Genomic DNA, 22,647 nt, shown 5'->3' with positions numbered 1-22,647 from the left:
GCGGGCTCACGCGCGCGGGACGTCGTCGTCCTGCTTCGCGTCCTGCATCTCCGGGGGCGAGGCCAGGGTGTGATTCTTCTCGTCGTAGCGGCCCTTCAGCTCGTCGGTCTTGCTGTGCTCCCACAGCGGCACCCCGACAAAGTAGCCGGCGCGCCCGATCGCGTGCGCGGCCACCGGTGCGGTGAGCAGCAGGAAGCCAATCACCGCCACCGCGCGGGTGGTCACCCCGCCATCGCCAAAGTAGACCGCCACGCCGACCATCATCAGACCCGCCCCCAGCACACCGGCCTTGGTGGTCGCATGCAGGCGCATCGGCAGGTCGGGCATGCGCACCAGACCCAGCGCCGCGACCACCATGAACGCGGCCCCGACGACCAGAAACAACCCCGTCAAGAACTCAGTCATCGTCCCGGTGCCCCCCTTTCTCCAGATAACGGGCAAAGCCCACGGCGGCCAGGAACGCGGTCAACGCCAGCACCATGGCCACGTCGATGAACGGGGTGCGGCCACTGGAGATCACGTAGACCGCGATGAAACCGATGGTCAGCGACGCGATCAGCTCCAGCGCGACGACCCGATCCGGCAGCGTCGGCCCCAGGTACAGCCGCCAGAACCCCAACAGCAGCGCGAGACTCAGCAGCCCATTGGCAATGATGATGGCGATATCGAACATCTAGCGCAGGACCTCCAGGGCCCGATGTTCCAGGTACTTGATCGAGCGGATCACCGCATCCCGGTCCTCGAGGTACATCACGTGGATGTACAGCACCTTCTTGTCGGTGGAAACGTCCAGGCTCAGCGTCCCCGGGGTCAGCGAGATCAAATTGGCAACAATCGTGATCTCGCCATCGGTCTTGGCATCCAGCGGAAAGGCAATCACGCCCGGCACCATGTGGTGAGTCGGTGTCATCACGTCGTAGGCAACCTTGAGGTTCGACAGGAACAATTCCCACAGGAAAAACCCGATAAACCCGATGAATTTCGGCACCCGCCGCGCATAGCTGGCAAACCCCGGCTTGTCACGCAGGGCAAAGGCCAGCAGTACGTAGCCCAGGAAAAATCCGACCACCAGATTGCCGGTGGTAAACGTCCCGGTCAGAAAGACCCAGATCAGGGCCAGCGCGATGTTCCAGGTCAGCGCGATCATTGGCGGGCCTCCCCGAGTACCGCCTCGATGTACTGCGACGGATCCAGCAACTGCTCGGCCGACATCAAAGCCATCTGGTAGATCGGCTCGCCGTACAGGCCGATGGCCACGGTCATCAGCGCCAGCATGATCACCGGGACCCACATCCAGATCATCGGGCCGGACGTGACGTCAAGCGTCTCGCCCTCGACCCCTTCCGGCTGCGCCTTCCAGAACACCTCGGCCCAGATCTTGATCATCGAGTACAGCGTCAGCAGCCCGACCACCAGCGCGACCGCCACCACCCAGTAGGCCTCGGCCTCGATGCCCGCGCGGATGATGATGAACTTGGCAAAGAAACCCGACAGCGGCGGCAGCCCTGCCAGCGACAAGGCCGGAATCAGAAACAACACCCCCAGCATTGGATGCGTACGGTAGATCCCGCCCATCAGCTTCAGCTCGTGGGTGCCCTTCATCACGAACGTGATCCCGCTGATCAGGAATAGATTCGCCTTCACGATGATGTGATGCATGATGTAGAACACCCCGCCCACCAGGGCCAGCGGCGTGAACAGCGCCAGACCCATGATCATGTAGCCGATCTGGCTGATGATGTGAAACGACAGGATGCGCCGGAATTCGTAATGCGCGGCCGCCCCGAGCACGCCGGTCAGCATGGTCGCCGCCGCGACCCACAGCAGGATCTCGTGGGTGTAGTCGACTTCCTGATTGAAGATCAGCGTGAACACGCGGTACAGCGCGTAGACCCCGACCTTGGTCAGCAACGCCGCGAACAGCGCCGAGACCGCCACCTTCGGCGTGTGGTAGGACGCCGGCAGCCAGAAGAAGAACGGGAACGCCGCGGCCTTCACCCCGAACGCGACCAGGTACAGCATCGCGATTACGGTCACCAGACCGGTGTCCTCGACGGTGGACAGCTTGTCGGCGATATCCGCCATGTTCAGGGTGCCGGTCAGCCCGTAGGTCAGGCCGATCGCGGTCAGGAAGATCATCGACGACAGCAGGTTCAGGGTGACGTACTTGATCGCCCCCTCCATCTGCGCGCGCTCCCCACCCAGGATCAGCAGCGCGAAGGAGGCGACCAGCATCACCTCGAACCACACGTAAAGGTTGAAGATGTCGCCGGTCAGGAACGCGCCATTCACCCCCGCCAGCAGCAGATGCAGCAGCGGGTAGTAGCCGAACTTCTCCGACATCTTGCCAATGCCGGAGAGCGAATAGATCGCCGTGGCGAACCCGATGATGCCGGTCAGCACCACCATGATCGCCGCCAGCATGTCGGACACCAGCACGATACCGAATGGCGCGGGCCAGGAGCCCATCTCCATCACCACGTGCCCGTGCTCCCAGGTATCCGCCAGCAGCCACACGCTGACGGCCAGCATCAGCCCGGTGCCGAGCACACCGAGGGCCCGCTGCGCGAAGTGCGAACGCCACAACATCACCGACAACGCACCGACCAGCAGCGGCACGATGATCGGGAGGGCCACGGACATCATCATCGATCGGTGTCCTTCATCTGGTCCATGTCATCGGCCTGCACCACTTCGTAGGCGCGGTGGATCAGTACCACGGCGAACGCCAGCACCCCGAAACCGATCACGATCGCCGTCAGCACCACGGCCTGCGCCAGGGGATCGGCCGCGACCCCCTCGGGCACCGTGTCCCCGGGGGAGATCAGTGGCGGCGCGCCCGATGTCATGCCGGCGACGGTAAAGATCAGCAGGTTGGCGGCATTCGACAGCAGCACCAGGCCGATCACCAGCTTCACGATCGAGCGGCGCAGCATCATGTAGATGGCCGCGGCATAGAGACCGCCGACCACGAAGGCCATGACGACTTCCATTAGTCCTCCGCCTCCGCGAGGTTGAGCATGATGGTCAACACCGAGCCGATGACCACCAGGTACACCCCGATATCGAAGATCAGCACGGTCGAGAGCTTCATCTCGCCGAAGATCGGCGCAGTGAACTCCCACCACTGGGCAGTAAAGAAGGCCTGCCCGCGAAACACGCCGGGAATGGCACTGATCACCGCCAGCACCATGCCGGCACCCAGAAGATCCCGAGGGTCCACCCGCAGCACCTTGCGTGCCGACTCGGTATCCATCGAAAACAGGTACAGCAGGATCGCCGCCGCCGCGACCAGCCCACCAATGAAACCGCCGCCCGGCTCGTCGTGCCCGCGCAACAGCAGGAACACGGAAAACAGCAGCAGCAGCGGCAGCAGGAAATGTCCCGCGGTGCGCAGGATCAGGGAATGCATGTTCATCGGCGGTCCTCCGCGCGGAAACGAAGCATCGCGTACACCCCGATCGCCGCCAGCGCCAGCACGAAGATTTCGCCCAGGGTATCCAGTGCACGGAAGTCCACCAGCACCACGTTAACGATGTTGCGGCCGTAACCGGACGGCACCGACTCGTCGATGAAGTACTGCGAGATGGAGTCGAACAGCCGCGCATCCACGGTGCTCAGGATCAGCAGCGTGATCATGCCGCCCATCACCAACGCAATGCCGGCGTCACGCAGGCGCAGCGCGGTGGACGACAGGTTCAGGAAGCCCGGCAGTCGGAACAGCACCAGCACCAGCAGGATCACGGTCAGGGTCTCGACCAGCACCTGGGTGATGCCGACATCCGCCGCACTGTAGAGCACGTAGACCAGCGCCACGGTGAAGCCCAGCGAGCCCAGGGCCGCCACCGCGCCCAGTCGCGAGCGGGTCAGCACCGCGAACAGCATGGAGGCCACCAGGACCGCCAGGATGGCGATCTCGTGGACCTTCAGGCGCTCGAGATTCAGCGACCCGACGCCGACCTCGAACAGCTGGGCGGTGACCCCGACCAGACCCGCGGTCACCACGACGATCACGATCACGTAATAGCGCAGATAGCCGTTCTGCAGCACTCGGGTCTGCCATTCGGACAGCCACACCAGGCCGTCCATCATCTTGAAATAGCCCTTCTCCGGGCCGTATTCGGCGGCACGATCGACCCAGGCCAGCGCGCGGCGCGCCTGTTCCCAGCGCCAGTAGAGAACCCCACCGGCCAACAGGCTGAAGGCGGAGATCGCCAGCGGCCAGTTCAGGCCGTGCCACAGCGACAGATAGCCGTCCACCGGCGCGCCCTGCACGCTGGCCGCCGCCTCGTTGATCAGGCCCTCGTCGGCCAGCCCCGGCCCCAGGCCGAAGATCAGGCCCAGGCTGGCGAGCACCGCGGGGCCGGCCAGCATGGCCACCGGGGCGTCATGCTGCGGGGTCTTGGGCGTGTCCGTCTTCGGCCCGAACCACGGCCGGATGCCGACAATCGCGGCGACCGCCACCCCGAGGATCGCGGTCAGCACCGCCAGCAGGGTCAGGATGCCGACCAACCCCGGGGCCCCAAGCACCGACTCCAGCATCAGCTCCTTGGCGACAAAGCCGAACAGCGGGATCACGCCCCCCAGCGACAGTGCCGCGAGGATCGTAAATGCCGCCGTCACCGGCAGCGTGCTGCGCAGTCCGCCGGTCTGCAGGAAGTCCTTGGCGCCGGCCTCGTGATCCAGGATGCCCGCGACCATGAACAGCGCGCCCTTGTACAGGGAATGCGCCAGCAGGAAGGCCATCGCCGCCATGAGAGCGGTTTCGGTGCCAATACCGATCAACATGGTCAGGGTGCCCAGCGCCATCACCGTGGAATACGCCAGCACCTTTTTCACGCCCGTGGAGCGGTAGGCCAGGAACACGCCGGTGAACATGGTCACCGAGCCGACCAACACCAGCGTGGTGAACCAGACATCCGTGCCACCCAGCGAGGGATTCAGGCGCGCCAGCAGGTAGATGCCGGCCTTTACCATAGTGGCCGAGTGCAGGTAGGCGGAGACCGGCGTGGGCGCCGCCATCGCGCGCGGCAGCCAGAAATGGAACGGGACCTGTGCCGACTTCGTGAAGGCCCCGAGCAGGATCAGGAACAACAGCGGCAGATACAGCGCATGCTCGCGCACCACATCGCCGTTGGAGAGGATCTCGGAGATCTCGTAGGAGCCGCCGGCCATCGCCAGCATGATGACGCCGGCGAGCATCGCCAGGCCGCCGCCGACGGTTACGAACAGACCCTGGAGCGCGTACTTGCGGGCGTCCGCGTTCTCGTGGTTGTAGCCGATCAGCAAGTAGGACGTGATGCTGGTCAGCTCCCAGAACACGAACATCGCGATCAGGTTATCCGCCAGCACCAGCCCGAGCATGGACCCCATGAAAGCCAGCAGAATCACGTAGAAGCGCCCGAGATCGCGATCCTTCTCGAGGTAGCGCCCGGCGTAGGTGACGATGAAGAAACCGATACCCGAGATCAGCAACGCAAACAGCAGTGACAGGCCGTCCACCAGGAACGAGAGCTGGATATCCAGCCCCGGCAGCCAGGGCCAGGCCAGCACGATGGATTCGCCGCTGGAAACCGCCGGCAGGAAGCTCAGGAAATAGACGAACAGCCCGGCCGGCAACAGGCCCAGCACCCAGCCACTGGTGCGGCCGGTCAGGCGGTGGATCGTGGGCGCAAACGCCGCCACCAGGAACGTTGACAGAATTGCGTACAGCATCCGGTCAGCTCAGTCCTTTCAGTTCCGGGCCAAGGCACGCGGCCGCGACCGCGACCGCGCATGTGAGGGTCCTTCCGATCCTGACGGGGCAAGCCGCTCAAGGCACCCCAGGGTCAAATCGGTCGCGGAAGCCTACCGACTCGGCCGAGGCCGCGCAAGAAACGTGACGTTCCTCGCGCAAGCCCCGAAAGACACGCTGACAGCGGCCGATTCAGACGAGAAGAACCGGTCTCAGGAAAGCGCCGATCAAGACCCCGGTATCAGCTCCATTCACTGCGACGGCGTCGGGCGGGAATCCGCGTAAGCACGATCCCGAGGATCACCGAACCGACCGTGACCAGTGCCCCGGTCATAAACCACTTGCGCTGACTGTCCGCCTGCATCACCTCGACCTGACGGCGATACTCGTCGGCGGAGTCGCGGGCATCGATCAGGTTCTCTTCCAGGCGGCGATTCTCGCGCTGGATTTCCTGCGGCCGCGAGGCGATATCACGCAGCTCTTCCAGCTCGGTTTCCATCTCCGCGAGCTGTGCCTGCAGTTCGTCACGTTCCGCGGTCAACGCATTGCGCCGATCCAGCAGTTCCGCGATCCGGCCCTCCTGGTCATCTGCCCCAGAGCGGATCTCGGCCAGCTCGGCCTCGACTTCGGCCAGGCGCTCGCGCGAATGCGGCTCGTCCTGCAGGTAGCGGGTCAGGATCCAGGCCTCGTTGCCGCTGGGCAGCCGCACCCGGCTCCAGCCGTCACCGGACTGCTCCATCACGGCCACGGGCTGTCCGGCACGTACTGCGCTAACGATCCGGTTCTGGTTCGACGGACCACCACGCACGCCGACCTCCAGTTCCTCGCTGATATACCGGGTCTGCTGAGCGGCGGCGCCGCTCCAGGCCACCATCAGCAATCCGCCCAGAACCAGCACCATCACCCGCATCGGCCACCCATTCGTCGTCATGTCTTCTGCCATCTCTTGATTCGTCAGGGATCAACGGCGCTGCATTCTACAGCGGTATCCGCGCAGCGCGTGCCAGGCCGCGCCAGGGGTTGATCGAGTTCACATAACGGTTGCCGCGAGCCTTACAAGAACTGCTCGCGCACCACCCGCGACGGAAACGTGAGCAGGTCAAACGCCATCGGCGCCAGCCGGCGCATCTGCGCCGCCGTCACCGCCAGCAGGTACAGGACCCCGGCCAGCACGGCGAGCAGCAAGCTCAGAAGCCCACCCAGCATCACTCGGGTCGCCTGCAGGACGCCCACCAGCCAGATCGGTGCCAGCGCCACGATCAGCGGGATTACCAGCCCCAGGATCGCCCCCACCGACTGTTCGAACAGATCCAGCGTCACCGGGGGTGCCTCGCCCCCTGCCAGCAGGGTATCCACCATTTCCTGGCGATAAGCCACCCACTCCAGGTGAAAACCGCCAAACCCGGAGACCAGCGCCAGTGCGGCCAATGCCACCGCAGCCACCACCACCAGGGCGCGGCGCACGCCCTCGCTGCCGTCCATCAGGGATTGTGGCAAGAGCCGCGAGACACCGCGCGCCTCGGCCAGCAGCCAGCCACAGACCGCGGCCGCCCCCAACAGGATCACGACCACCAGATCCGGGAAGGCGACGCCGCCGGCCTCCATGGACGCCGGAAATTGCGAGCCCAGGGCCGGGTCGAACAGGCGCTGGTACACGATCACTGCGACCGCCGTCAGCGCCAGTCCGGCTGCGCCCAGCAGCCACTGGCTACCCGCCTGGGCATACGCCGGCCACTGTCGGTGCGCCGGATGGTCACGGCTCTCGCAACGAGTCAAACCGTTGTCGAGACGTTCCCCCTGGCGCTGCAGGTCCGCCAGTCGCCGGTGAACTTGCTCCAGGCGCCCGGTCAGCTCGTGCAACGGGGCCTCCATGCGGCGGCGCGCCGACAACAGGCCACGGGCCATCTGGCGGTGCTCCTCCATACCCAGGCGAGCGATGCGCAGCACCGTCTCCTGCATGTCCTGCGCCAGACGCTGCCCCTGCGGGCTCTCGCCGACGGGCGTGCTCACCAGCGCCTCCAGCCGGCTGACCCAGCCCGGGTCGGCGGACAAGCGCCCCTCGTCGCGGGCGTAGGCGTCCTCCAGCTGGCGCAGCGTCTCGTGGACCTGCTGGCGCAGATCGGGGATCTCGGCCAGATCATGGCCCACCAGCCGAGCGTAGCGTCGCTCCAGGGCATGCACCGCGACATGCACGCGCTCCGCCTCCAGCCTCGCCAGATGCGCCTGGTGCCAGCGCTGAGCCGCATCGCGCAGATGCAGCACCTGGCGCCGCAGGGCACAGACCAGCCGCGTAATCCCACCCGTCAGGCCCACCAGCAATCGCCGCAGCGGCCGTCGCGCCAGATCGAGCACGATAATCGCGACAACAACCCCCACTACCCACAGCATTACAGTGACCGCCACGACGACCCCTTGCTTATTGTTTTACGGCATGGTCGGTGCCCGCACCCTCCAGCGCAACTCGGACCTCCGCCTTCGCGCTCCGATTATGTCGCAACGCCTCCACGCCTGCCGGCGCGCGCAAGGATCCGTACTCAAGTTTGCGCCGCCCGCGCCGATATCCGGATTAAATCCCCGGAGACTTCGCGATGCTCAGCCTCGACCTCCTGCCGGCACCCGCCCCGGCCCGCACCGAGAACCCCGCCTGGCTGGATGCCGGGTTCACTGCCGGCTGGCTCCCGGCCTTCCGCGACCGCCGCACCGGCGCGGTCCATGCCAGCCATCTGGATGACGGGCGCCTGGCCTGCACGCATATCCTGGATACCGTGCCCGCGCCCTGGGTCGCCGAACGCGACGGCAAGGGGCGCCCGACGGCCCTGACCGCCGACATCCAGGCCGGCTACCTGCGCGGCGATCGCTTCTTCACCCTCGCGGAACTGCTACGGTATCCATCCGACGCCTGACGACCGGCCGGTCAGCGTCACCACGCCCGCCGCAATTGCTTTTGCGCGCGGGTTTCGGTCCAATACCGGCCTTTTCCCCGAGCGGCGCTCCCATGCAGAAGAATCAGTACGATCGCGACGAACTCCTGGCCTGCGGCTACGGCGACATGTTCGGCCCCGGCAATGCCCAGCTGCCGGTCCCCAACATGCTGATGATGGACCGCGTCCTGGAGATCAACAGCGACGGCGGCCAGTACGGCAAGGGCGAGATGATCGCCGAACTGGATATCAACCCCGACCTCTGGTTCTTCGCCTGCCACTTCCCGGGTGACCCGGTCATGCCCGGCTGCCTCGGCCTCGACGCGATGTGGCAGCTGGTTGGCTTCTACCTGGCCTGGCTCGGCAACCCGGGCCGCGGCCGCGCCCTGGGCGTGGGCGAGGTCAAGTTCACCGGCCAGGTCCTGCCCACCGCGAAGAAGGTCACCTACCACATCGACATGAAACGGGTGATCTCGCGCAAGCTGGTCCTCGGCATCGGCGACGGCATCGTCAAGGTCGACGGCCGCCCGATCTACGAAGCCCACGACCTCCGCGTCGGCCTGTTCACCTCCACCGAAAACTTCTAGCCCCACCGGATTCCGCCATCGCCTGCCTGGTGGAGGCTGGCCCTGGTTCGTCGTTCGGTGTTTACGGCGACTTCGGTCCGCCGCCTGCCGGTTGCTGGCTGGCCATGGTTCGGCGCTCGGTGTTTACGTGCCTCCGTCCGGCCGCCTGCCACGCGCTCTCTCGCCAGCGCGCCGCGAGGCACTTCTTTGCTCGTGCAAAGAAGTGCCCAAGAAACACGCCCGACTGCCGCGACCCCGGCCCGCTGCGCGAGCCGGGGTTTCCCTCGCTCCGAGGCTTTTCGCGGGCGGCGCTGAACTCGCTGCGCCTTCGGCTCCGATCAGACATCCAGCGCCCCGTGTCTATTTTGAATCGTCCCGCGAAAACCCTCTCCACTCGGCGCGACGACAACGGGGAGGAAGGTCAAGACAACGGCGGCCCGAAGGCCTGTGCCATTGGATGGAGGCAGGCTGTTCCGGCATTTGGGCACGCTCGGCCTGCGGCCACGGCGTGCCGCGCCCGCTTAGCGGGCGCCGGGGGGCGTAGGATGTGATGAGCGAAGCGAATCGCATCAGGGTCTCGCACGACGTGGGGAACGGTGCGTTTCGCTGCGCTCAACCGCACCCTACGGGATACCGTCTGTTTTGACCTTCTCCTCCCGTATGGAGCCCCTTGCGGAAGGGTGCTCGGGCCGGGAGAAGGCGCTGGATGTCTGAGCGAAGCCGCAGGCGCAGCGAGTTCAGCGCCGCCGGCCCGAGGGCCCTGGAGCAAGGTTCCCGGGCGGAATCCGGGTGCCCTTCTTTGGGCACTTTCTTGGGCAAGCAAGAAAGTGCCTCGGGGCGCGCTGGCGAGTCAGCGCCGGGCAGTATGCGGACCGGAGCCACCGTAAACACCGGAGGACGAACCAGGACCAGCCGCCGACACCGCCGGCGCAGGCAAAAGAGGTCGGGGCTTGGGAAGTGGCCGTCCTGTGTCCCCCGGGGGCTAGCCGCGGGGCTTGAAGCCGGGTGGGTGGCGGGCGATCCAGGTGACGAAGTCGTGGACGACCGGTTCGGCGAGGAGCGCCTCGCGCGTGTTCAGGCGTTCCGCCAGGGTTTGTTCGTCGAAGTGTTTATGGATGTGGTCATGGCAGGGGCGGCAGACCCACAGGATGCGGGCCTCGCGCTCGGCGCGGCTGAATCGCCGGCGGATGCGCTTGCGCCGGTGCTGCTTGCGCGGGATCAGGTGGTGGCGGGTCAGCGCGTCCATCTTGCGGCCACACAGTTCGCAGGCGGCCGCGGGTCCCGGTTCAGGCTCGTCGGATCCGATCACGGCATCTGCAGGCGGCAGCGCGGCGGCGGCCGGGTGATGGCGTAATCGGGTTCGGCCAGGTCCATGAGGCAGGGCGCACCCTCCGGATCAATGATGCGCGTGGCGATGGCACGGATCGCGTCTTCACGCGGGCCGGTCTCGCGGACCTGGCGGCTGGTGATGGGTTGCCAGTCGCCGTCGCGTTCCTCGGCGATCTCGAAGCCGAAGGGGAAGAAGCCAGGTGCGCCGAGGCGCAGGTCGGTGACGACCAGCCGGTCGGGGCCGTCGGTGTGCTCGGCCCGGTGGAAGCGCAGGAAGTCGCCGGCGAACCATTGCAGGCGCCGGCCATCCTCCAGGGCCAGGGCCTCGTGCTGCAGGTGCGCGCCGCGCTCGAAGGCCTCGAAGTCCGGGCGGATCGGCTGGTCGAGGATGCCCACCCATGCCTCCAGAAAGCGTTCATTATCCACGACGGTGACGCGCCACAGCAGCAGGTTGAACGGGGTAGGCTGCACCATGCGCGGCTGGTCCTGCAGGTCCATCGCGATCAGCGCGGGCTGGATGCGGTGGTCGATCCAGGCCTTCAGCGCCAGGCCCGAGCCCGCATAGGCGGTGGAAAGGACCAGTCCGGCCACCAGCAGCCGCGGCGCGAAGCGGTAGAACAGCGCGCCGATGGCCGCGACCAGCAGGGGCAGGGTGTAGAGCGGGTCGATCACGAAGATCGAGGCTGTCCCCACAGGTCCGGCGAAGGGCCACAGGATCTGGGTGCCGTAGGTGGTGAGCGCATCCAGCAGCACATGCGTGGACAGCACCAGGAACAGGAACCACCACCAGCGTCCGAAGCCGATATCGCGCGTGGCCGGGATGCGTGCGAGCAGGCCCGCTATGCCCGTCGCGACCAGTAGATGCAGCAGCAGGGAGTGGCTGAAGCCGCGGTGATGGATGAAATCGGAGACGTCATCCCCGTAGGCTATGAGCACGTCCAGGTCCGGGATAATGGCCACTACAGCGCCCAGCAGGATGGCCTTTCGGCCCAGGCGTGATCCGAGGGTCAGGCCGCCGACAACGGCGCCCAGGCTGGCTTGGGTGACGGGATCCATGCGGGAGCATTTCCTATTAGGTGACGCGCTTGCGACTGGCGCGCGGCGCCCGAGTTCACGGGATCAGACCAGAGCGGCAAACATGACTCAAGCCCGAACCGACAACCAATGGCAGTTCTGGGTGGATCGCGGCGGCACCTTCACCGACCTGGTCGCACGCGACCCGGAAGGCCGCCTGCATACCCGCAAGCTGCTGTCGGACAACCCGCAGGCGTATGCCGACGCCGCGGTGCAGGGCGTCCGCGACCTCCTCGGGCTGGCCGCCGGCGCCGCGATACCCGCCGGGGTGATCCACGAGCTGCGCATGGGCACCACGGTGGCGACCAACGCGCTACTGGAGCGCAAGGGCGAGCCGACCCTGCTGGTGATTACTGCGGGGTTGGAGGACGCAGTGGCGATCGGGCACCAGGCGCGGCCCGACCTGTTTGCGCGCATCATCCGCCTGCCGCAGCCGATCTATGCGCGGGTTGCACCGGTGCGCGAACGGGTGAACGCGGACGGGGAGGTCCTCCAGCCGGTGGATCTTGATGAGCTGCGTCCGCGCCTGCAGGCGGCGCTGGATGAGGGCATTCGTTCGGTGGCGATCGTCTGCATCCACGGCTATCGCTATCCGGCGCATGAGCAGGCCATCGCGGCGCTCGCGCGGGAGATGGGCTTTGCCGAGGTAGCGACCAGCCACGCGACCAGCCCGCTGATCAAGCTGGTGCCGCGTGGCGAGACCACGGTGGTGGATGCCTACCTGTCGCCTGTGCTGCGCCGCTATGTCGATCAGGTGGCCGGCGAACTGGGGGATGTGCCGCTGCGCTTCATGCAGTCGCATGGCGGGCTGGTGGACGCGGTGCATTTTCGCGGCCGCGACGCGATCCTGTCCGGGCCGGCCGGCGGCATCGTTGGCGCGCTGAAGACCGCCGCGCCCCTGGGGTTCGAGCGCCTGATCACCTTCGACATGGGCGGGACCTCCACCGATGTCGCACACCTGGCCGGGGAGCTGGAACGCCGCCAGGAGAGCGAGGTGGCGGGTGCGCGTCTGCGGGTGCCGATGCTGGATATCCATACCGTGGCCGCTGGCGGTGGGTCGGTCTGCCGCTTCGACGGGATCCGCTTGCGGGTCGGGCCGGAGTCCGCTGGGGCCCAGCCCGGTCCGGCCTGTTACGGCCAGGGTGGGCCGTTGACGGTGACCGATTGCAATGTGCTGCTGGGGCGCTTGCGACCGGAGTATTTCCCGGCCGTGTTCGGCCCCGAGCGCGACCGTCCGCTGGACCCGGAGCCGGTCCGGCAGCAGTTCGATGAGCTGGCGGTTCAGGTCATGTCGATGACGGCTGAACGGGTGACGCCGGAGGGGCTGGCCGAGGGGTTGTTGCAGATCGCGGTGGAGCACATGGCCCAGGCGATCAAGACCATCTCGGTGCAGCGGGGCCATGACGTGTCGCGCTATGCCCTGGTCTGCTTTGGCGGGGCGGGTGGGCAGCATGCCTGCCGGGTCGCGGAGCAATTGGGCATGCGCCACATCCTGTTCCATCCGCTGGGAGGCGTGCTGTCCGCCTACGGGATGGGGCTGGGCGAGCTGCGGGCCCTGCGCGAGCGCAGCCTGGAGTGGCCCCTGGACGAGGAGCATGTCGCAGCGATCGAGGCCGCACTGGACGATCAGGCCACGGTGGCGGCCGCGGCCCTCGCGGAACAGGGGGTGGAATCCGGGGACATGCGCATCGAGCGACGGCTGCATCTGCGGCTAGCCGGCTCGGATACGGCGCTGGAGGTCTCGGCCGGATCCACCCCTTCTCTGATGGAGGCCTTCGCTGCGGCTTATCGCGGGCGCTACGGCTTCGCCCCGCCGGATCGCGAGCTGGTGGTAGCGGTCGCGGCGGCCGAGGCCATCGCGACCGGGACCGAGTGGCCGCTGGATCGGGTACCGGATTCGATGGTCGAGCGTCCCGCACCGGAGGCGGATACGGTCGCGATGGTCGTGGCGGGCGAGATGCGCGACGTACCCCTGTACCGGCGCGAGGCCCTGAGCCCCGGGATGACGCTGGCAGGGCCGGCACTGGTGATCGAGGACACCGCAACGCTGGTGCTGGAGCCGGGCTGGCGGGGTCGGATCGAGGACGAGGGCACGCTGTGCCTGGAGCGCGAGGCGGGCGCCGGTCGGCGGGGGGCAGCCGAAACCACCGATGTGGACGCGATCCCGCGCGACCCCATCCTGCTGGAAGTCTTCAACAATCGCTTCATGGCAATCGCAGACCAGATGGGGTTCACACTGCGCAATACCGCCCATTCGGTGAACATCAAGGAGCGCCTGGATTTCTCCTGTGCGCTGTTCGATGCCAGCGGGAACCTGGTCGCCAATGCCCCGCACATGCCAGTGCATCTGGGCTCGATGGGCGCTAGCGTGCGCGCGGTGATCGCGGCGGCGGAGGGTGATCTGCGTCCCGGAGACGCCTGGGTGCTGAACGATCCCTACAACGGCGGCACCCATCTGCCGGACATCACCGTGGTCACACCGGTCTTCGTGGACCCCGGGGATGCAGTGACGGAGGATCCGCAGGCCGAGATCGCGCAACCGGCGTTTTTCGTGGCCTCGCGCGGCCACCATGCCGATGTCGGCGGCATCACGCCGGGTTCGATGCCGGCCTTTTCCCGTCGTCTGGAAGAAGAGGGGGTGCTGATCCCACCGACCCTTCTCGTGCGCGACGGGTGCTTCGCGACCGGGGAGATGCGGACGCTACTGGGATCGGGCGATTGGCCGGCGCGCAATCCGGAGCAGAATCTGGCCGATCTGGAGGCCCAGGTGGCGGCCAACCGCAAGGGGCTCGAAGAGCTGGGCCGGCTGCTGGACGAATATGGCGCGGCCACGGTGGCGGCCTACATGAGGCATGTGCAGGACAACGCCACCGAGGCGGTACAACGGCTGATCGCGGGCCTGGAGGGTGGCACGTTCACCTATGCGTTGGACAACGGGGCCGAGATCCGGGTGGCCGTGACACCCGATCCGGGAGCGCGCCGCCTGCGGATCGATTTCGCGGGGACCTCGCCGGCCCGCGAGGACAACTTCAACGCCCCGGGCTCCATCGTCCGTGCGGCGGTGCTGTACGTGCTGCGCACGCTGCTGGAGGACGAGATTCCCCTGAACGATGGCTGCCTGGCGCCGGTGGACCTGGCGATCCCGGAGGGGTGCCTGCTGAACCCGGCCCCACCCGCTGCCGTGGTGGCGGGCAACGTCGAGACCTCGCAGGTCGTGACCGACGCGCTGTTCGGCGCCCTCGGGGTGCAGGCCGCGGCCCAGGGCACGATGAACAACCTGACCTTCGGCGATGCCGAGCGGCAGTACTACGAGACCATCGCCGGGGGTGCCGGGGCCGGACCCGGCTATGACGGGGTCAGCGCCGTGCAGACCCACATGACCAATTCGCGCCTGACCGACCCGGAGGTCCTGGAGAGCCGTTTTCCGGTGCGGGTAGAACAGTTCGGCTATCGCCACGGCTCCGGTGGCCGGGGGCAGCGCCGGGGGGGTGATGGCGTGATCCGGCGGCTGGGTTTTGATGCGGCGATGGAGGTGGTGCTGCTGGCCAATCGGCGCCGCGTACCCCCGTTCGGATTGGCGGGTGGCGAGCCGGGGGCGCTGGGCGAGGATGCCATCCTGCGCGCGGATGGCACGCGCGAGCCGATGGCAGGCTGTGATCGCCAGTCGGTGGGTCCGGGGGATGCGGTGGAGATCCGGACTCCGGGGGGTGGCGGCTACGGGCGCGTCAGGGATTAGGCTCGCCGCAGCACGGGGACGTCAGTCGTCCCAGCGCTGGGGGACGCGCTGGATCGCGTCGGTGTCGTAGCCGAGTTCGTCGAGGTAGGCGAGGATGGCCTGGTAGTCGTCCTCGGGCATCGCCGGCTCGCGCGCCATGATCCAGACGTAGTCGCGCTTGCTGCGGCCGATCACCGTCTGGCTGTAGTCCTCGTCGAGGTAGACGATCAGGAACTCGGCCTTGAACGGCCACAGGAAGCGCATGCCCCATTCGGCGTTGTCCTCGCTCTGCACGAAACCCGTCGGGTTGTACTCGCGGCGCGGCCCGTCAAAGCCGCCCTTGTTGAACGAGAAGGTGGTGGCGATGGTGCCGTCGTCGTTCAGCGCGTACTGCTCCAGCGCGTTGTAGGCATCGCGCTCGAGGAAGGTGGGGATATTCGCGATCACGTACCAGTCGCCCATGTAGCGGTCGAGGTCGACGTGATCCACGGTCGGCATCTTCTGCGGGCTGCTGCATCCGGTCATCAGGATCCCCAGTACCAGGCCCGCGAACAGGGCCGCCAGTGAGCGTGTCATCGATGCATCCCAAAGGGGTTCGAGAGATGGACCGCTTCGCGGCGGAAAAGGTCCGGCTGGGGTGGCAGGTCGCGTGCCGAACCGGGCCAGGGTTGGACTCAGGCGGTCTGGCCGAGGCGCTGGTCCATCAGGTGATCGAACAGCGATTCTTCCGGAATGATCTGGGCGCGCCCGCTGCGGAATTCGTGCGCCAGACCCTGAATGCTGTGCTGGCGCTTGGCGCGTCCCGCGGCATCGGTGAACAGCAGGCGTCCGGCGTGACTGCCGCGCCAGACCAGCTTCATGCGCGTGACCCGGGTGCCGGCGGGGGAGGTGAACTGGATCCAGGTGCCGGAGATCAGGTTGTCGGCATGCTCGACATGTTCGTCGTCATGGTCGCGCATCAGGGACGGGTCGTCGTCCGGATGGCGCGGTGAACTGCCGAAGATGGAACCCGGGCGGGCGCTGGCTCGCTTGCGCGCTGGCTCGGACCGTTCTTCGCTGGTGCCAGACTCGCCGGTTGGCCCAGTCGGCGCCTGTTCGGCTGGCGACTGCCGATCGGCGGTGGCGGAACGGCGTTTCCCGGCGGCGACCAGGTGGGCACTGACCAGGTCCTGCTTGATGCGGGCGCGCTCCTCCTTCGACAGCGGGGCGCGATCGAGGAAGGCGCGGATACGGGCCAGGAGCGGGGCGGAGGACTGGAAGTCCGGCTCCTTCTGCATCAGCGTCAGCAGTTCGTGCAGCAGAGCCATGCCATCGTTGTCCGGGTTGGCCGGGTCCGGGGGCGTATCGCCGACCGCCGAAGTCTCGGCGTCAGCGGTCTTCTGGGCCGTCATCAGGGGTACCCAGGCATCCATCAGCTGCTCGCGGGCCTCGTCGGGGATGTCCTGGCCCATGGAGATCACGGTGCGCTCCACCGTGGATTCGACGCTGTAACGGATCTCCAGCGTGCGTTCTTCCTGCTGTGCATCGGCCTGCTCGCTCGCGGCCTGGTGGGCGATCTGGTCCTCGGCCGTCGCGAGTTCGTTGCGCAGTCGATCCAGGGCCTCGTCAAAGGCTGCGCTGTCGCTGAGGCCACCGTTGCGCACGCGCTCCACGTTCTCGAACACCAGGCGGGTGAGCGGCAGTTGCCGAGCCTCCTCCAGGGGCAGGTCGGGGTCGATGCGCAACGCGATGTTCAGTAGCAGGCCTGTCATCTGGCGCGCCGGGTGGGTGCGATCGCGAAAGAAGTGGGTCTCGCGCATCGCAATACGCACCAGTGGCAGCTGCAGGTCGGCAAGCGGTTCGCGCAGGGCCGGGTTGAGGTCGTCCCGTTTCAGGATCAGGTCGAACAGACCCTGCAGCAGATCCATGATGAACGGTTCCAGCGTGCTGGCCGGGGATGTGTTCAACACGGTTGTGATAGCCTCGACCGGGCTGCCGGCGGGCATCTGTCCGGTTGCAGTCATTACCTGGCCGGCGAGCGGTACCTGGTACCCGAACTGGCCCCAGTTGCCCGATGCGGCGCCGGTCCCGGGCAAGTCGGTCCCCGGCGGGGCGCCGGTGGGGGCGGTTTGTCCCGCGTTGGTGTCGCTACGACCGGCCGGCCTGCGTGTCGTCTGGCGCACCTGGGGAACCGTGAAGCCGGCCTCGCGGAAATCCTGCAGCAGCGCCTGCATTTCGGGCTGCATTTCCCGGAGCATGTCACGATCGAACCAGTGCAGGAGCAGCAGGCATTCGTCGGTGGACAGCGGGACGGCCTCCATAGCCTCGAGGAACGCCTCGCCCAGTGCGTGGGGGTGCCAGGGCGCGGCTTCGGGCGGCGTGGCCAGGTCATAATCCCGAGTGACCGTCTCCAGCGCGTCGATCTCCTCGGACAGGCTGGAGCGCGCGCTGTTGACGAGCTTGCGCAGGGCAACTTCACGTTCGGTGTCGGCGTCATCCATCAGGGACAATTCCAGGCCGTCACCGGTGAGGTCGCCTGCGCCCTCTGTTTCGTCAACAGAGATCAGGGCCGCGTGTAGTCGCTCGCGGAAGTGTTGCCTGATCGTCGAGCTCCCCATTCGAACCTGTCGCGACAGGGCGAAATTCTGGGCCGCCCGCTGCGAATCGATGGCCCGTTCGGAGGCCTCCATCAGGCGGTCGTCGAGGTCATTCAGAAAGGCGTCATGTCGCTCCTGGACCGCCTTGAAAAAAGGTGCCCAGATGCGGTGGAGGGTGCGGGCCGGGATCCGTTGGGGTTGCGCCATGTCGGTTCAGTAGCTGAGATCAAGGTTGCCAATCTAGCACCCCGGCAAGCAAAGGTGTCAGTCACCCGCGACGTTTCCCTGGCTTGACGGGGAACCGCATATCGGGCCCCGGGTCAACGAGGTTGATGTTGATTCATTCGCACGTTGGCGTTGATCCTTCTATCTTTCTACAAGCCCCGGCGCGGCGGGTGCCGGGGCTAGCACGCAAGGCCGACTCGAACGCCAAAGTGCGAACGGGTCAGTGTCTCCCTGAATATTGCAACAGAGGCCGACAGATGCAGCGGATGATCGAATGGGCGGAACAGGGACGGGTGCCGGACCCGCTCGTGCGGGCGGGGATTCGTCGGCTGCTGGCCGAGCGGCTGCGCGCGAGTGGTGCCCCGGCCGAGGAAGCAATGGAGCGGCGCTATGCGTTGATCGAGGCGATGCGCGCCGCGCCCGTGGCGTTGTCCACCGAGGTGGCGAACGAGCAGCACTACGAGGTTCCGACCGAATATTTCGAGCGTTGCCTCGGGCCGTGGCTGAAATACTCCTGCGCCTGGTGGCCGGAGGGCGTGGATGACCTGCGCGGGGCGGAGGCGGCCATGCTGCAGCTGACCTGCGAACGGGCGGGCCTCGAGAACGGGCAGCAGGTCCTGGAGCTGGGCTGTGGCTGGGGTTCGCTGTCGCTCTGGATGGCCGAGCAATACCCGCGGTCGCGCATCGTCTCGGTGTCCAACTCGGCGACCCAGCGGGCCTCGATCGAGGCCCGGCGGGATGCGCGCGGGCTGGAAAACCTGACGATCATGACCGCGGACATGAACACCTTTGCGCCGGACCAGACCGGGTTCGACCGGGTGGTGTCGGTGGAGATGTTCGAACACATGCGCAACTGGCCCGAGCTGCTGCGGCGCGTGGCGACCTGGCTGCGTCCGGGCGGGCAGTTGTTCATGCATGTCTTCGCCCATCGCGAGTTCGCCTACTTCTTCGAGAGCGAGGGCGAACACGACTGGATGGGGCAGTACTTCTTCCGCGACGGGTTGATGCCATCGGATGATCTGGCGCGGCATTTTCAGGAGGATCTGCGCGTGGTGCGCCAGTGGCGGGTGAACGGCCACCACTACGCGCGCACCCTGAACGCCTGGCTGGCGCGCCAGGACGCCGCGCGGGACGAGCTGATGCCATTGTTCGAACAGACCTACGGCGCGCAGGATGCCGCGCTGTGGTTCCAGCGCTGGCGCATGTTCTACATGGCCTGTGCCGAATTGTTCGATTATCGCGGCGGGAACGAGTGGTTCGTGTCGCATATCCTGTTTCGCCGGCCCGAGGCCTAGCGGATGGCAGGTTGGGTGATGTTCCTGGTCGGGTTCGGCGCGGCGCTGGCCCTGATGACGGGGGTCTGGGCGGCGAGCGTGCTGCGGCGCGACGCGAGCCTGGTGGACCGCTACTGGGGTCTGGGTTTCGTCCTGGTCACGCTGGTGTGGTGGGGGCTGGCCGGGTGGCCTCTGCTGGGGCTGTGGATCGTGATCCCGGTGCTGTTGTGGGGGCTGCGGCTGTCCGCCTTTATTACCTGGCGCAATTGGGACCACGGCGAGGACGGGCGCTACACGGACATGCGTGCGGGCCGGAGCGAGGGTGCCTTTGCCGCGCGCAGTCTGGTCACGATCTTCTGGTTGCAGGGCGCACTGGTGGCGGTGATCGGTCTGCCCATGCTGGCCGTGGTGCGGGCCGAGGTGGTGTGGTGGCCGCTGGCCGTCGCCGGGTTGCTGTTCTGGGCGGTGGGACTTTTTTTCGAGACGGTGGCGGATGCGCAGATGGCACGTTTTCGCGCCGATCCGGGCAATCGCGGGCAGGTGATGGATCGTGGCCTGTGGCGCTACAGCCGTCACCCCAACTATTTCGGGGAGATTGTGGTCTGGGTCGGGTTCGGCCTGCTCGCCCTGGCGGCGGGCGGCTGGTGGGCCGTGCCCTCGGCGGTGCTGATGATCCTGCTGATCCTGCGTGTGTCCGGTGTCACGTTGCTGGAAAGTCGTCTGCATGAATCCCGCCCCGGTTATGCCGACTACGTGCGCCGCACCAACACGCTGATCCCGGGCCCGCCGCGCAGCTGATGTGGCGGCAGGAGTGATCCCGCACCCTTGCTGTGCTTTCCCCGTCCGCGCTATAAAGCGCACGTCCTGTCCGGCGCCCCAGATTGCGGACGCCGCCTTTTTTGTGCACGTCACCGCCAGCGAGCCAGCCGATCCGATGAGCGCGTCCCCGAGTTCTGTCCAGGCCATTGAATTGAAAGGCCGCATGATGCTGGTCTCTGTGCTGCGCGTGTACCAGACCGATCCGCAGGTTCTGGGCGAGGTGCTGGCCGCGCGGCGCGACCAGGCCCCGGATCTGATGCGCGACATGCCCATCGTGCTCGATTTGGAGGCAGTGGCCGAGAGCCCGGAGTCCGACCTGCAGGCAACCATCGAGCGCGTACGCGCCGAGGGCTTCAAGCTGATCGGCCTGCAGGCAGGCGCCGCCGCCGAGCGCCTGCAGAGCTATGCCGAACTGTTCGACGTCCTGCCGGTGCTGCAACTGGGCGGGCGTGGCGGCGCACCCTCCGGCGAGGTGCCGCTGGAAGACGAGCCCCCGGCGCAGGACAAGGCCGTCGAGCCCGAGCGGGAACGCCCGCCGACCGCCGTGGCGGCGGTCCACAGCGCGACTCGTATCGTCGATCAACCGGTGCGTTCCGGGCAGCAGATCTACGCCCGCGGGGGGGACCTGATCGTGACCGGCGCAGTCTCGCCGGGCGCCGAACTGCTGGCGGACGGGCATATCCATGTGCTGGGTCCGTTACGTGGGCGTGCGCTGGCCGGGGTGCGCGGTCTGGTGACCGCGCGTATCTTCTGTCGGCGCCTGGACGCCGAGCTGTTGTCCATCGCCGGACACTACCGGATCGCCGAAGACATCACGGAAGCTGAACGCGGCGAGAATCGGCTGGTGACACTGGACGACGAAAGCCTCAAGATCGCGGAGATCTGACCGGCCACCTGCCGGTCACGAATGACAGGAACCCGTCCGCACGCCCCGGGAACACCGGGCGCGTGCAAGACGACAAGGAGCTACCGCCAACATGGCACGTATCGTAGTGATTACCTCCGGCAAGGGCGGGGTGGGCAAGACCACCACCTCGGCCGCGATTGCCACTGGCCTGGCCCAGCGCGGTCACAAGACCGTCGTGATCGATTTCGACGTCGGTCTGCGCAACCTCGATCTGATCATGGGCTGCGAGCGGCGCGTGGTGTACGACTTCGTCAACGTGATCAACGGCGATGCGAACCTGAAGCAGGCCCTGATCCGCGACAAGCGTGTGGACAACCTCTACATCCTTCCCGCCTCGCAGACCCGCGACAAGGACGCCCTGAGCCAGGATGGCGTGGAGCGCGTGCTGAACGAATTGTCCGGCGACTTTGACTTTATCGTCTGCGACAGCCCGGCCGGGATCGAGCGCGGCGCACTGATGGCCGCCTACTTTGCCGACGAGGCGATCGTGGTGACCAACCCCGAGGTTTCCTCGGTGCGCGACTCCGACCGCATCCTCGGCATTCTGGCGAGCAAGACGCGCAAGGTGGAGCAAGGCGGTGAGCCGATCGAGGGCAAGCTGCTGCTGACGCGTTACTCCGCCGAGCGCGCCGAACGCGGCGAGATGCTGAGCATCGAGGATGTCGGCGAGATCCTGGCGATCGAACTCCTGGGCGTGATCCCGGAATCCCAGGCGGTGCTGAATGCCTCGAACGCCGGACAGCCGGTGGTGCTGGACGAGGAATCCGACGCCGGGCAGGCCTACCAGGACGCGGTGGACCGGTTCCTGGGCGAGGAACGCCCGCTGCGCTTTGTCGATGTACCGAAGAAGGGCTTCTTCGGGCGCCTGTTCAAGGGTTGATCATGGGGATTTTCGATTACTTCCGTCAGCCGCGGCAGAAGAGCGCCAGCGTTGCCAAGGAGCGCCTGCAGATCATCGTGGCGCGCGAGCGTGCGGCGCGCTCCGGGCCCGACTACCTCCCGGCCATGCAGCAGGAGCTGCTGCAGGTGATCCGCAAATACGTTCAGGTAGACGACGAGGCCGTGCAGATGAACGTGGACCGCGAAGGGGACTGCGAGGTCCTCGAGCTGAACATTACCCTGCCGGACGACCAGGACTAACGCGATGAAAGTTCTTGTGACCGGCTCGGCCGGCTTCATCGGCAGCGCCCTGAGCCTGCGCCTGCTGGAGCGTGGCGACCAGGTGGTCGGCGTCGACAATCTGAACGACTACTACGACGTCTCGTTGAAGGAGGCGCGCCTGGCGCGCACCCAGGACCACCCGAACTTCACCGAGGTGCGCGAGGACATCGCCGATCGCGCCGCGATGGAGCGGGTGTTCCGCGAGCACCGGCCGCAGCGGGTGGTGAATCTGGCGGCCCAGGCCGGCGTGCGCTATTCGCTGGAGAACCCGGCGGCCTATGTCGACACCAACCTGGTCGGCTTCGGCAACATCCTGGAGGGCTGCCGCCATAACGGCGTCGAGCAC

The 22,647-nt window shown here is 66.8% G+C and carries 22 protein-coding genes and 1 pseudogene; 10 read left to right on the top strand and 13 right to left on the bottom strand.

Features of this window, described 5'->3' with window-relative positions:
• Positions 1-6: 6 nt before the first annotated feature.
• The 9 genes from mnhG to G315_RS0109035 form a co-directional block, all read right to left on the bottom strand.
• Positions 7-405 (bottom strand): monovalent cation/H(+) antiporter subunit G, encoded by a 399-nt coding sequence (gene mnhG, locus G315_RS0109075; protein WP_018146059.1) that lies wholly within the window; start codon positions 403-405, stop codon positions 7-9.
• The gene (locus tag G315_RS0109070) at positions 398-673 is read right to left on the bottom strand and encodes a cation:proton antiporter (protein ID WP_019612360.1); all 276 of its coding nucleotides are present in this window, start codon (positions 671-673) and stop codon (positions 398-400) included. Before G315_RS0109070 ends, mnhG begins: the two co-directional genes overlap by 8 nt.
• Positions 674-1,147 (bottom strand): Na+/H+ antiporter subunit E, encoded by a 474-nt coding sequence (locus G315_RS0109065; RefSeq protein ID WP_019612359.1) that lies wholly within the window; start codon positions 1,145-1,147, stop codon positions 674-676. It lies immediately after the preceding gene.
• Positions 1,144-2,649 carry a Na+/H+ antiporter subunit D gene (locus tag G315_RS0109060; protein WP_018146062.1) on the bottom strand — a complete coding sequence of 502 codons (1,506 nt, stop codon included), beginning with the start codon at positions 2,647-2,649 and terminating at the stop codon, positions 1,144-1,146. The genes G315_RS0109065 and G315_RS0109060 overlap by 4 nt, the downstream gene beginning before the upstream one ends.
• A complete protein-coding gene (locus G315_RS0109055) occupies positions 2,646-2,993 on the bottom strand; it encodes a Na+/H+ antiporter subunit C (protein WP_018146063.1) in 348 nt (115 codons plus the stop codon). Before G315_RS0109055 ends, G315_RS0109060 begins: the two co-directional genes overlap by 4 nt.
• Complete coding sequence (locus G315_RS0109050; RefSeq protein WP_018146064.1) at positions 2,993-3,418, bottom strand: Na+/H+ antiporter subunit B; 426 nt, start codon at positions 3,416-3,418, stop codon at positions 2,993-2,995. The genes G315_RS0109055 and G315_RS0109050 overlap by 1 nt, the downstream gene beginning before the upstream one ends.
• Positions 3,415-5,715, bottom strand: a complete 2,301-nt coding sequence (locus G315_RS0109045) for a putative monovalent cation/H+ antiporter subunit A (protein ID WP_018146065.1) — start codon at positions 5,713-5,715, stop codon at positions 3,415-3,417. The genes G315_RS0109050 and G315_RS0109045 overlap by 4 nt, the downstream gene beginning before the upstream one ends.
• A 260-nt stretch (positions 5,716-5,975) precedes the next feature.
• Entirely contained in the window at positions 5,976-6,677 is a 702-nt protein-coding gene (locus G315_RS0109040; protein ID WP_018146066.1) for a TIGR04211 family SH3 domain-containing protein, read from the bottom strand.
• A gap of 110 nt (positions 6,678-6,787) precedes the next feature.
• Positions 6,788-8,122, bottom strand: coding sequence for a hypothetical protein (locus G315_RS0109035; protein ID WP_019612358.1), 1,335 nt, complete (start codon positions 8,120-8,122; stop codon positions 6,788-6,790).
• A 200-nt stretch (positions 8,123-8,322) separates the two neighbouring features.
• Here G315_RS0109035 and G315_RS0109030 point away from each other — a divergent pair, with 200 nt between their 5' ends.
• The 3 genes and pseudogenes from G315_RS0109030 to G315_RS14740 all read left to right on the top strand — a co-directional run bounded on the left by G315_RS0109030 (position 8,323) and on the right by G315_RS14740 (position 9,935).
• Complete coding sequence (locus tag G315_RS0109030; protein ID WP_019612357.1) at positions 8,323-8,637, top strand: hypothetical protein; 315 nt, start codon at positions 8,323-8,325, stop codon at positions 8,635-8,637.
• 92 nt (positions 8,638-8,729) lie between these two features.
• Positions 8,730-9,242, top strand: coding sequence for a 3-hydroxyacyl-[acyl-carrier-protein] dehydratase FabA (gene fabA / locus G315_RS0109025; RefSeq protein WP_018146069.1), 513 nt, complete (start codon positions 8,730-8,732; stop codon positions 9,240-9,242).
• A gap of 432 nt (positions 9,243-9,674) precedes the next feature.
• Positions 9,675-9,935 (top strand): annotated as a pseudogene (locus G315_RS14740) (hypothetical protein).
• Positions 9,936-10,203: 268 nt separating this feature from the next.
• Here the strand turns inward: G315_RS14740 and G315_RS0109020 are convergent.
• Positions 10,204-10,467 carry a hypothetical protein gene (locus G315_RS0109020; protein WP_051076210.1) on the bottom strand — a complete coding sequence of 88 codons (264 nt, stop codon included), beginning with the start codon at positions 10,465-10,467 and terminating at the stop codon, positions 10,204-10,206.
• Between the two features lie 59 nt (positions 10,468-10,526).
• Positions 10,527-11,606 carry a metal-dependent hydrolase gene (locus tag G315_RS0109015; protein WP_019612356.1) on the bottom strand — a complete coding sequence of 360 codons (1,080 nt, stop codon included), beginning with the start codon at positions 11,604-11,606 and terminating at the stop codon, positions 10,527-10,529.
• An 82-nt stretch (positions 11,607-11,688) separates the two neighbouring features.
• Between G315_RS0109015 and G315_RS0109010 the strand changes: the two genes are divergently transcribed.
• A complete protein-coding gene (locus G315_RS0109010; RefSeq protein WP_019612355.1) occupies positions 11,689-15,360 on the top strand; it encodes a hydantoinase B/oxoprolinase family protein in 3,672 nt (1,223 codons plus the stop codon).
• A 21-nt stretch (positions 15,361-15,381) separates the two neighbouring features.
• Here G315_RS0109010 and G315_RS0109005 read toward each other — a convergent pair whose 3' ends face one another.
• Both G315_RS0109005 and G315_RS0109000 read right to left on the bottom strand, forming a co-directional pair.
• Complete coding sequence (locus G315_RS0109005) at positions 15,382-15,915, bottom strand: lipocalin family protein (protein WP_018144367.1); 534 nt, start codon at positions 15,913-15,915, stop codon at positions 15,382-15,384.
• Positions 15,916-16,013: 98 nt separating this feature from the next.
• Positions 16,014-18,122, bottom strand: a complete 2,109-nt coding sequence (locus tag G315_RS0109000; RefSeq protein ID WP_019612354.1) for a DUF1631 family protein — start codon at positions 18,120-18,122, stop codon at positions 16,014-16,016.
• Positions 18,123-18,397: 275 nt separating this feature from the next.
• Here G315_RS0109000 and G315_RS0108995 point away from each other — a divergent pair, with 275 nt between their 5' ends.
• The 6 genes from G315_RS0108995 to G315_RS0108970 all read left to right on the top strand — a co-directional run.
• Entirely contained in the window at positions 18,398-19,435 is a 1,038-nt protein-coding gene (locus G315_RS0108995) for a cyclopropane-fatty-acyl-phospholipid synthase family protein (protein WP_019612353.1), read from the top strand.
• 3 nt (positions 19,436-19,438) lie between these two features.
• Complete coding sequence (locus G315_RS0108990) at positions 19,439-20,212, top strand: DUF1295 domain-containing protein (RefSeq protein WP_018144364.1); 774 nt, start codon at positions 19,439-19,441, stop codon at positions 20,210-20,212.
• A gap of 184 nt (positions 20,213-20,396) precedes the next feature.
• Positions 20,397-21,119: a septum site-determining protein MinC gene (gene minC / locus G315_RS0108985; protein ID WP_019612352.1), complete on the top strand. Its 723-nt coding sequence runs from the start codon at positions 20,397-20,399 to the stop codon at positions 21,117-21,119.
• A gap of 91 nt (positions 21,120-21,210) precedes the next feature.
• Positions 21,211-22,020, top strand: a complete 810-nt coding sequence (minD, locus tag G315_RS0108980; RefSeq protein ID WP_018144362.1) for a septum site-determining protein MinD — start codon at positions 21,211-21,213, stop codon at positions 22,018-22,020.
• 2 nt (positions 22,021-22,022) lie between these two features.
• Complete coding sequence (gene minE, locus G315_RS0108975; protein WP_018937842.1) at positions 22,023-22,280, top strand: cell division topological specificity factor MinE; 258 nt, start codon at positions 22,023-22,025, stop codon at positions 22,278-22,280.
• A 4-nt stretch (positions 22,281-22,284) separates the two neighbouring features.
• A partial coding sequence (locus G315_RS0108970) for a GDP-mannose 4,6-dehydratase (RefSeq protein ID WP_019612351.1) occupies positions 22,285-22,647 on the top strand: 363 nt, incomplete at its 3' end.

Source organism: Thioalkalivibrio sp. AKL7 (assembly GCF_000381705.1).
In the GTDB taxonomy this organism is placed as follows: Bacteria; Pseudomonadota; Gammaproteobacteria; order Ectothiorhodospirales; family Ectothiorhodospiraceae; genus Thioalkalivibrio; species Thioalkalivibrio versutus.
This window is presented reverse-complemented; position numbering and strand designations above follow the sequence as displayed.

Excerpts from the sequence above, each read along its gene's own strand:
- G315_RS0109050 (WP_018146064.1), bottom strand. The coding sequence starts at position 3,418 with ATGAACATGCATTCCCTGATCCTGCGCACCGCGGGACATTTCCTGCTG.
- G315_RS0109020 (WP_051076210.1), bottom strand. The coding sequence starts at position 10,467 with ATGGACGCGCTGACCCGCCACCACCTGATCCCGCGCAAGCAGCACCGG.
- G315_RS0109065 (WP_019612359.1), bottom strand. The coding sequence starts at position 1,147 with ATGATCGCGCTGACCTGGAACATCGCGCTGGCCCTGATCTGGGTCTTT.
- G315_RS0109060 (WP_018146062.1), bottom strand. The coding sequence starts at position 2,649 with ATGATGATGTCCGTGGCCCTCCCGATCATCGTGCCGCTGCTGGTCGGT.
- G315_RS0109070 (WP_019612360.1), bottom strand. The coding sequence starts at position 673 with ATGTTCGATATCGCCATCATCATTGCCAATGGGCTGCTGAGTCTCGCG.
- G315_RS0109035 (WP_019612358.1), bottom strand. The coding sequence starts at position 8,122 with ATGCTGTGGGTAGTGGGGGTTGTTGTCGCGATTATCGTGCTCGATCTG.
- minD (WP_018144362.1), top strand. The coding sequence starts at position 21,211 with ATGGCACGTATCGTAGTGATTACCTCCGGCAAGGGCGGGGTGGGCAAG.
- G315_RS0108995 (WP_019612353.1), top strand. The coding sequence starts at position 18,398 with ATGCAGCGGATGATCGAATGGGCGGAACAGGGACGGGTGCCGGACCCG.
- G315_RS0109000 (WP_019612354.1), bottom strand. The coding sequence starts at position 18,122 with ATGGCGCAACCCCAACGGATCCCGGCCCGCACCCTCCACCGCATCTGG.
- G315_RS0108990 (WP_018144364.1), top strand. The coding sequence starts at position 19,439 with ATGGCAGGTTGGGTGATGTTCCTGGTCGGGTTCGGCGCGGCGCTGGCC.
- mnhG (WP_018146059.1), bottom strand. The coding sequence starts at position 405 with ATGACTGAGTTCTTGACGGGGTTGTTTCTGGTCGTCGGGGCCGCGTTC.
- minE (WP_018937842.1), top strand. The coding sequence starts at position 22,023 with ATGGGGATTTTCGATTACTTCCGTCAGCCGCGGCAGAAGAGCGCCAGC.
- G315_RS0109005 (WP_018144367.1), bottom strand. The coding sequence starts at position 15,915 with ATGACACGCTCACTGGCGGCCCTGTTCGCGGGCCTGGTACTGGGGATC.
- G315_RS0109045 (WP_018146065.1), bottom strand. The coding sequence starts at position 5,715 with ATGCTGTACGCAATTCTGTCAACGTTCCTGGTGGCGGCGTTTGCGCCC.
- G315_RS0109055 (WP_018146063.1), bottom strand. The coding sequence starts at position 2,993 with ATGGAAGTCGTCATGGCCTTCGTGGTCGGCGGTCTCTATGCCGCGGCC.
- G315_RS0109015 (WP_019612356.1), bottom strand. The coding sequence starts at position 11,606 with ATGGATCCCGTCACCCAAGCCAGCCTGGGCGCCGTTGTCGGCGGCCTG.
- G315_RS0109010 (WP_019612355.1), top strand. The coding sequence starts at position 11,689 with ATGACTCAAGCCCGAACCGACAACCAATGGCAGTTCTGGGTGGATCGC.
- G315_RS0109030 (WP_019612357.1), top strand. The coding sequence starts at position 8,323 with ATGCTCAGCCTCGACCTCCTGCCGGCACCCGCCCCGGCCCGCACCGAG.
- fabA (WP_018146069.1), top strand. The coding sequence starts at position 8,730 with ATGCAGAAGAATCAGTACGATCGCGACGAACTCCTGGCCTGCGGCTAC.
- G315_RS0109040 (WP_018146066.1), bottom strand. The coding sequence starts at position 6,677 with ATGGCAGAAGACATGACGACGAATGGGTGGCCGATGCGGGTGATGGTG.
- minC (WP_019612352.1), top strand. The coding sequence starts at position 20,397 with ATGATGCTGGTCTCTGTGCTGCGCGTGTACCAGACCGATCCGCAGGTT.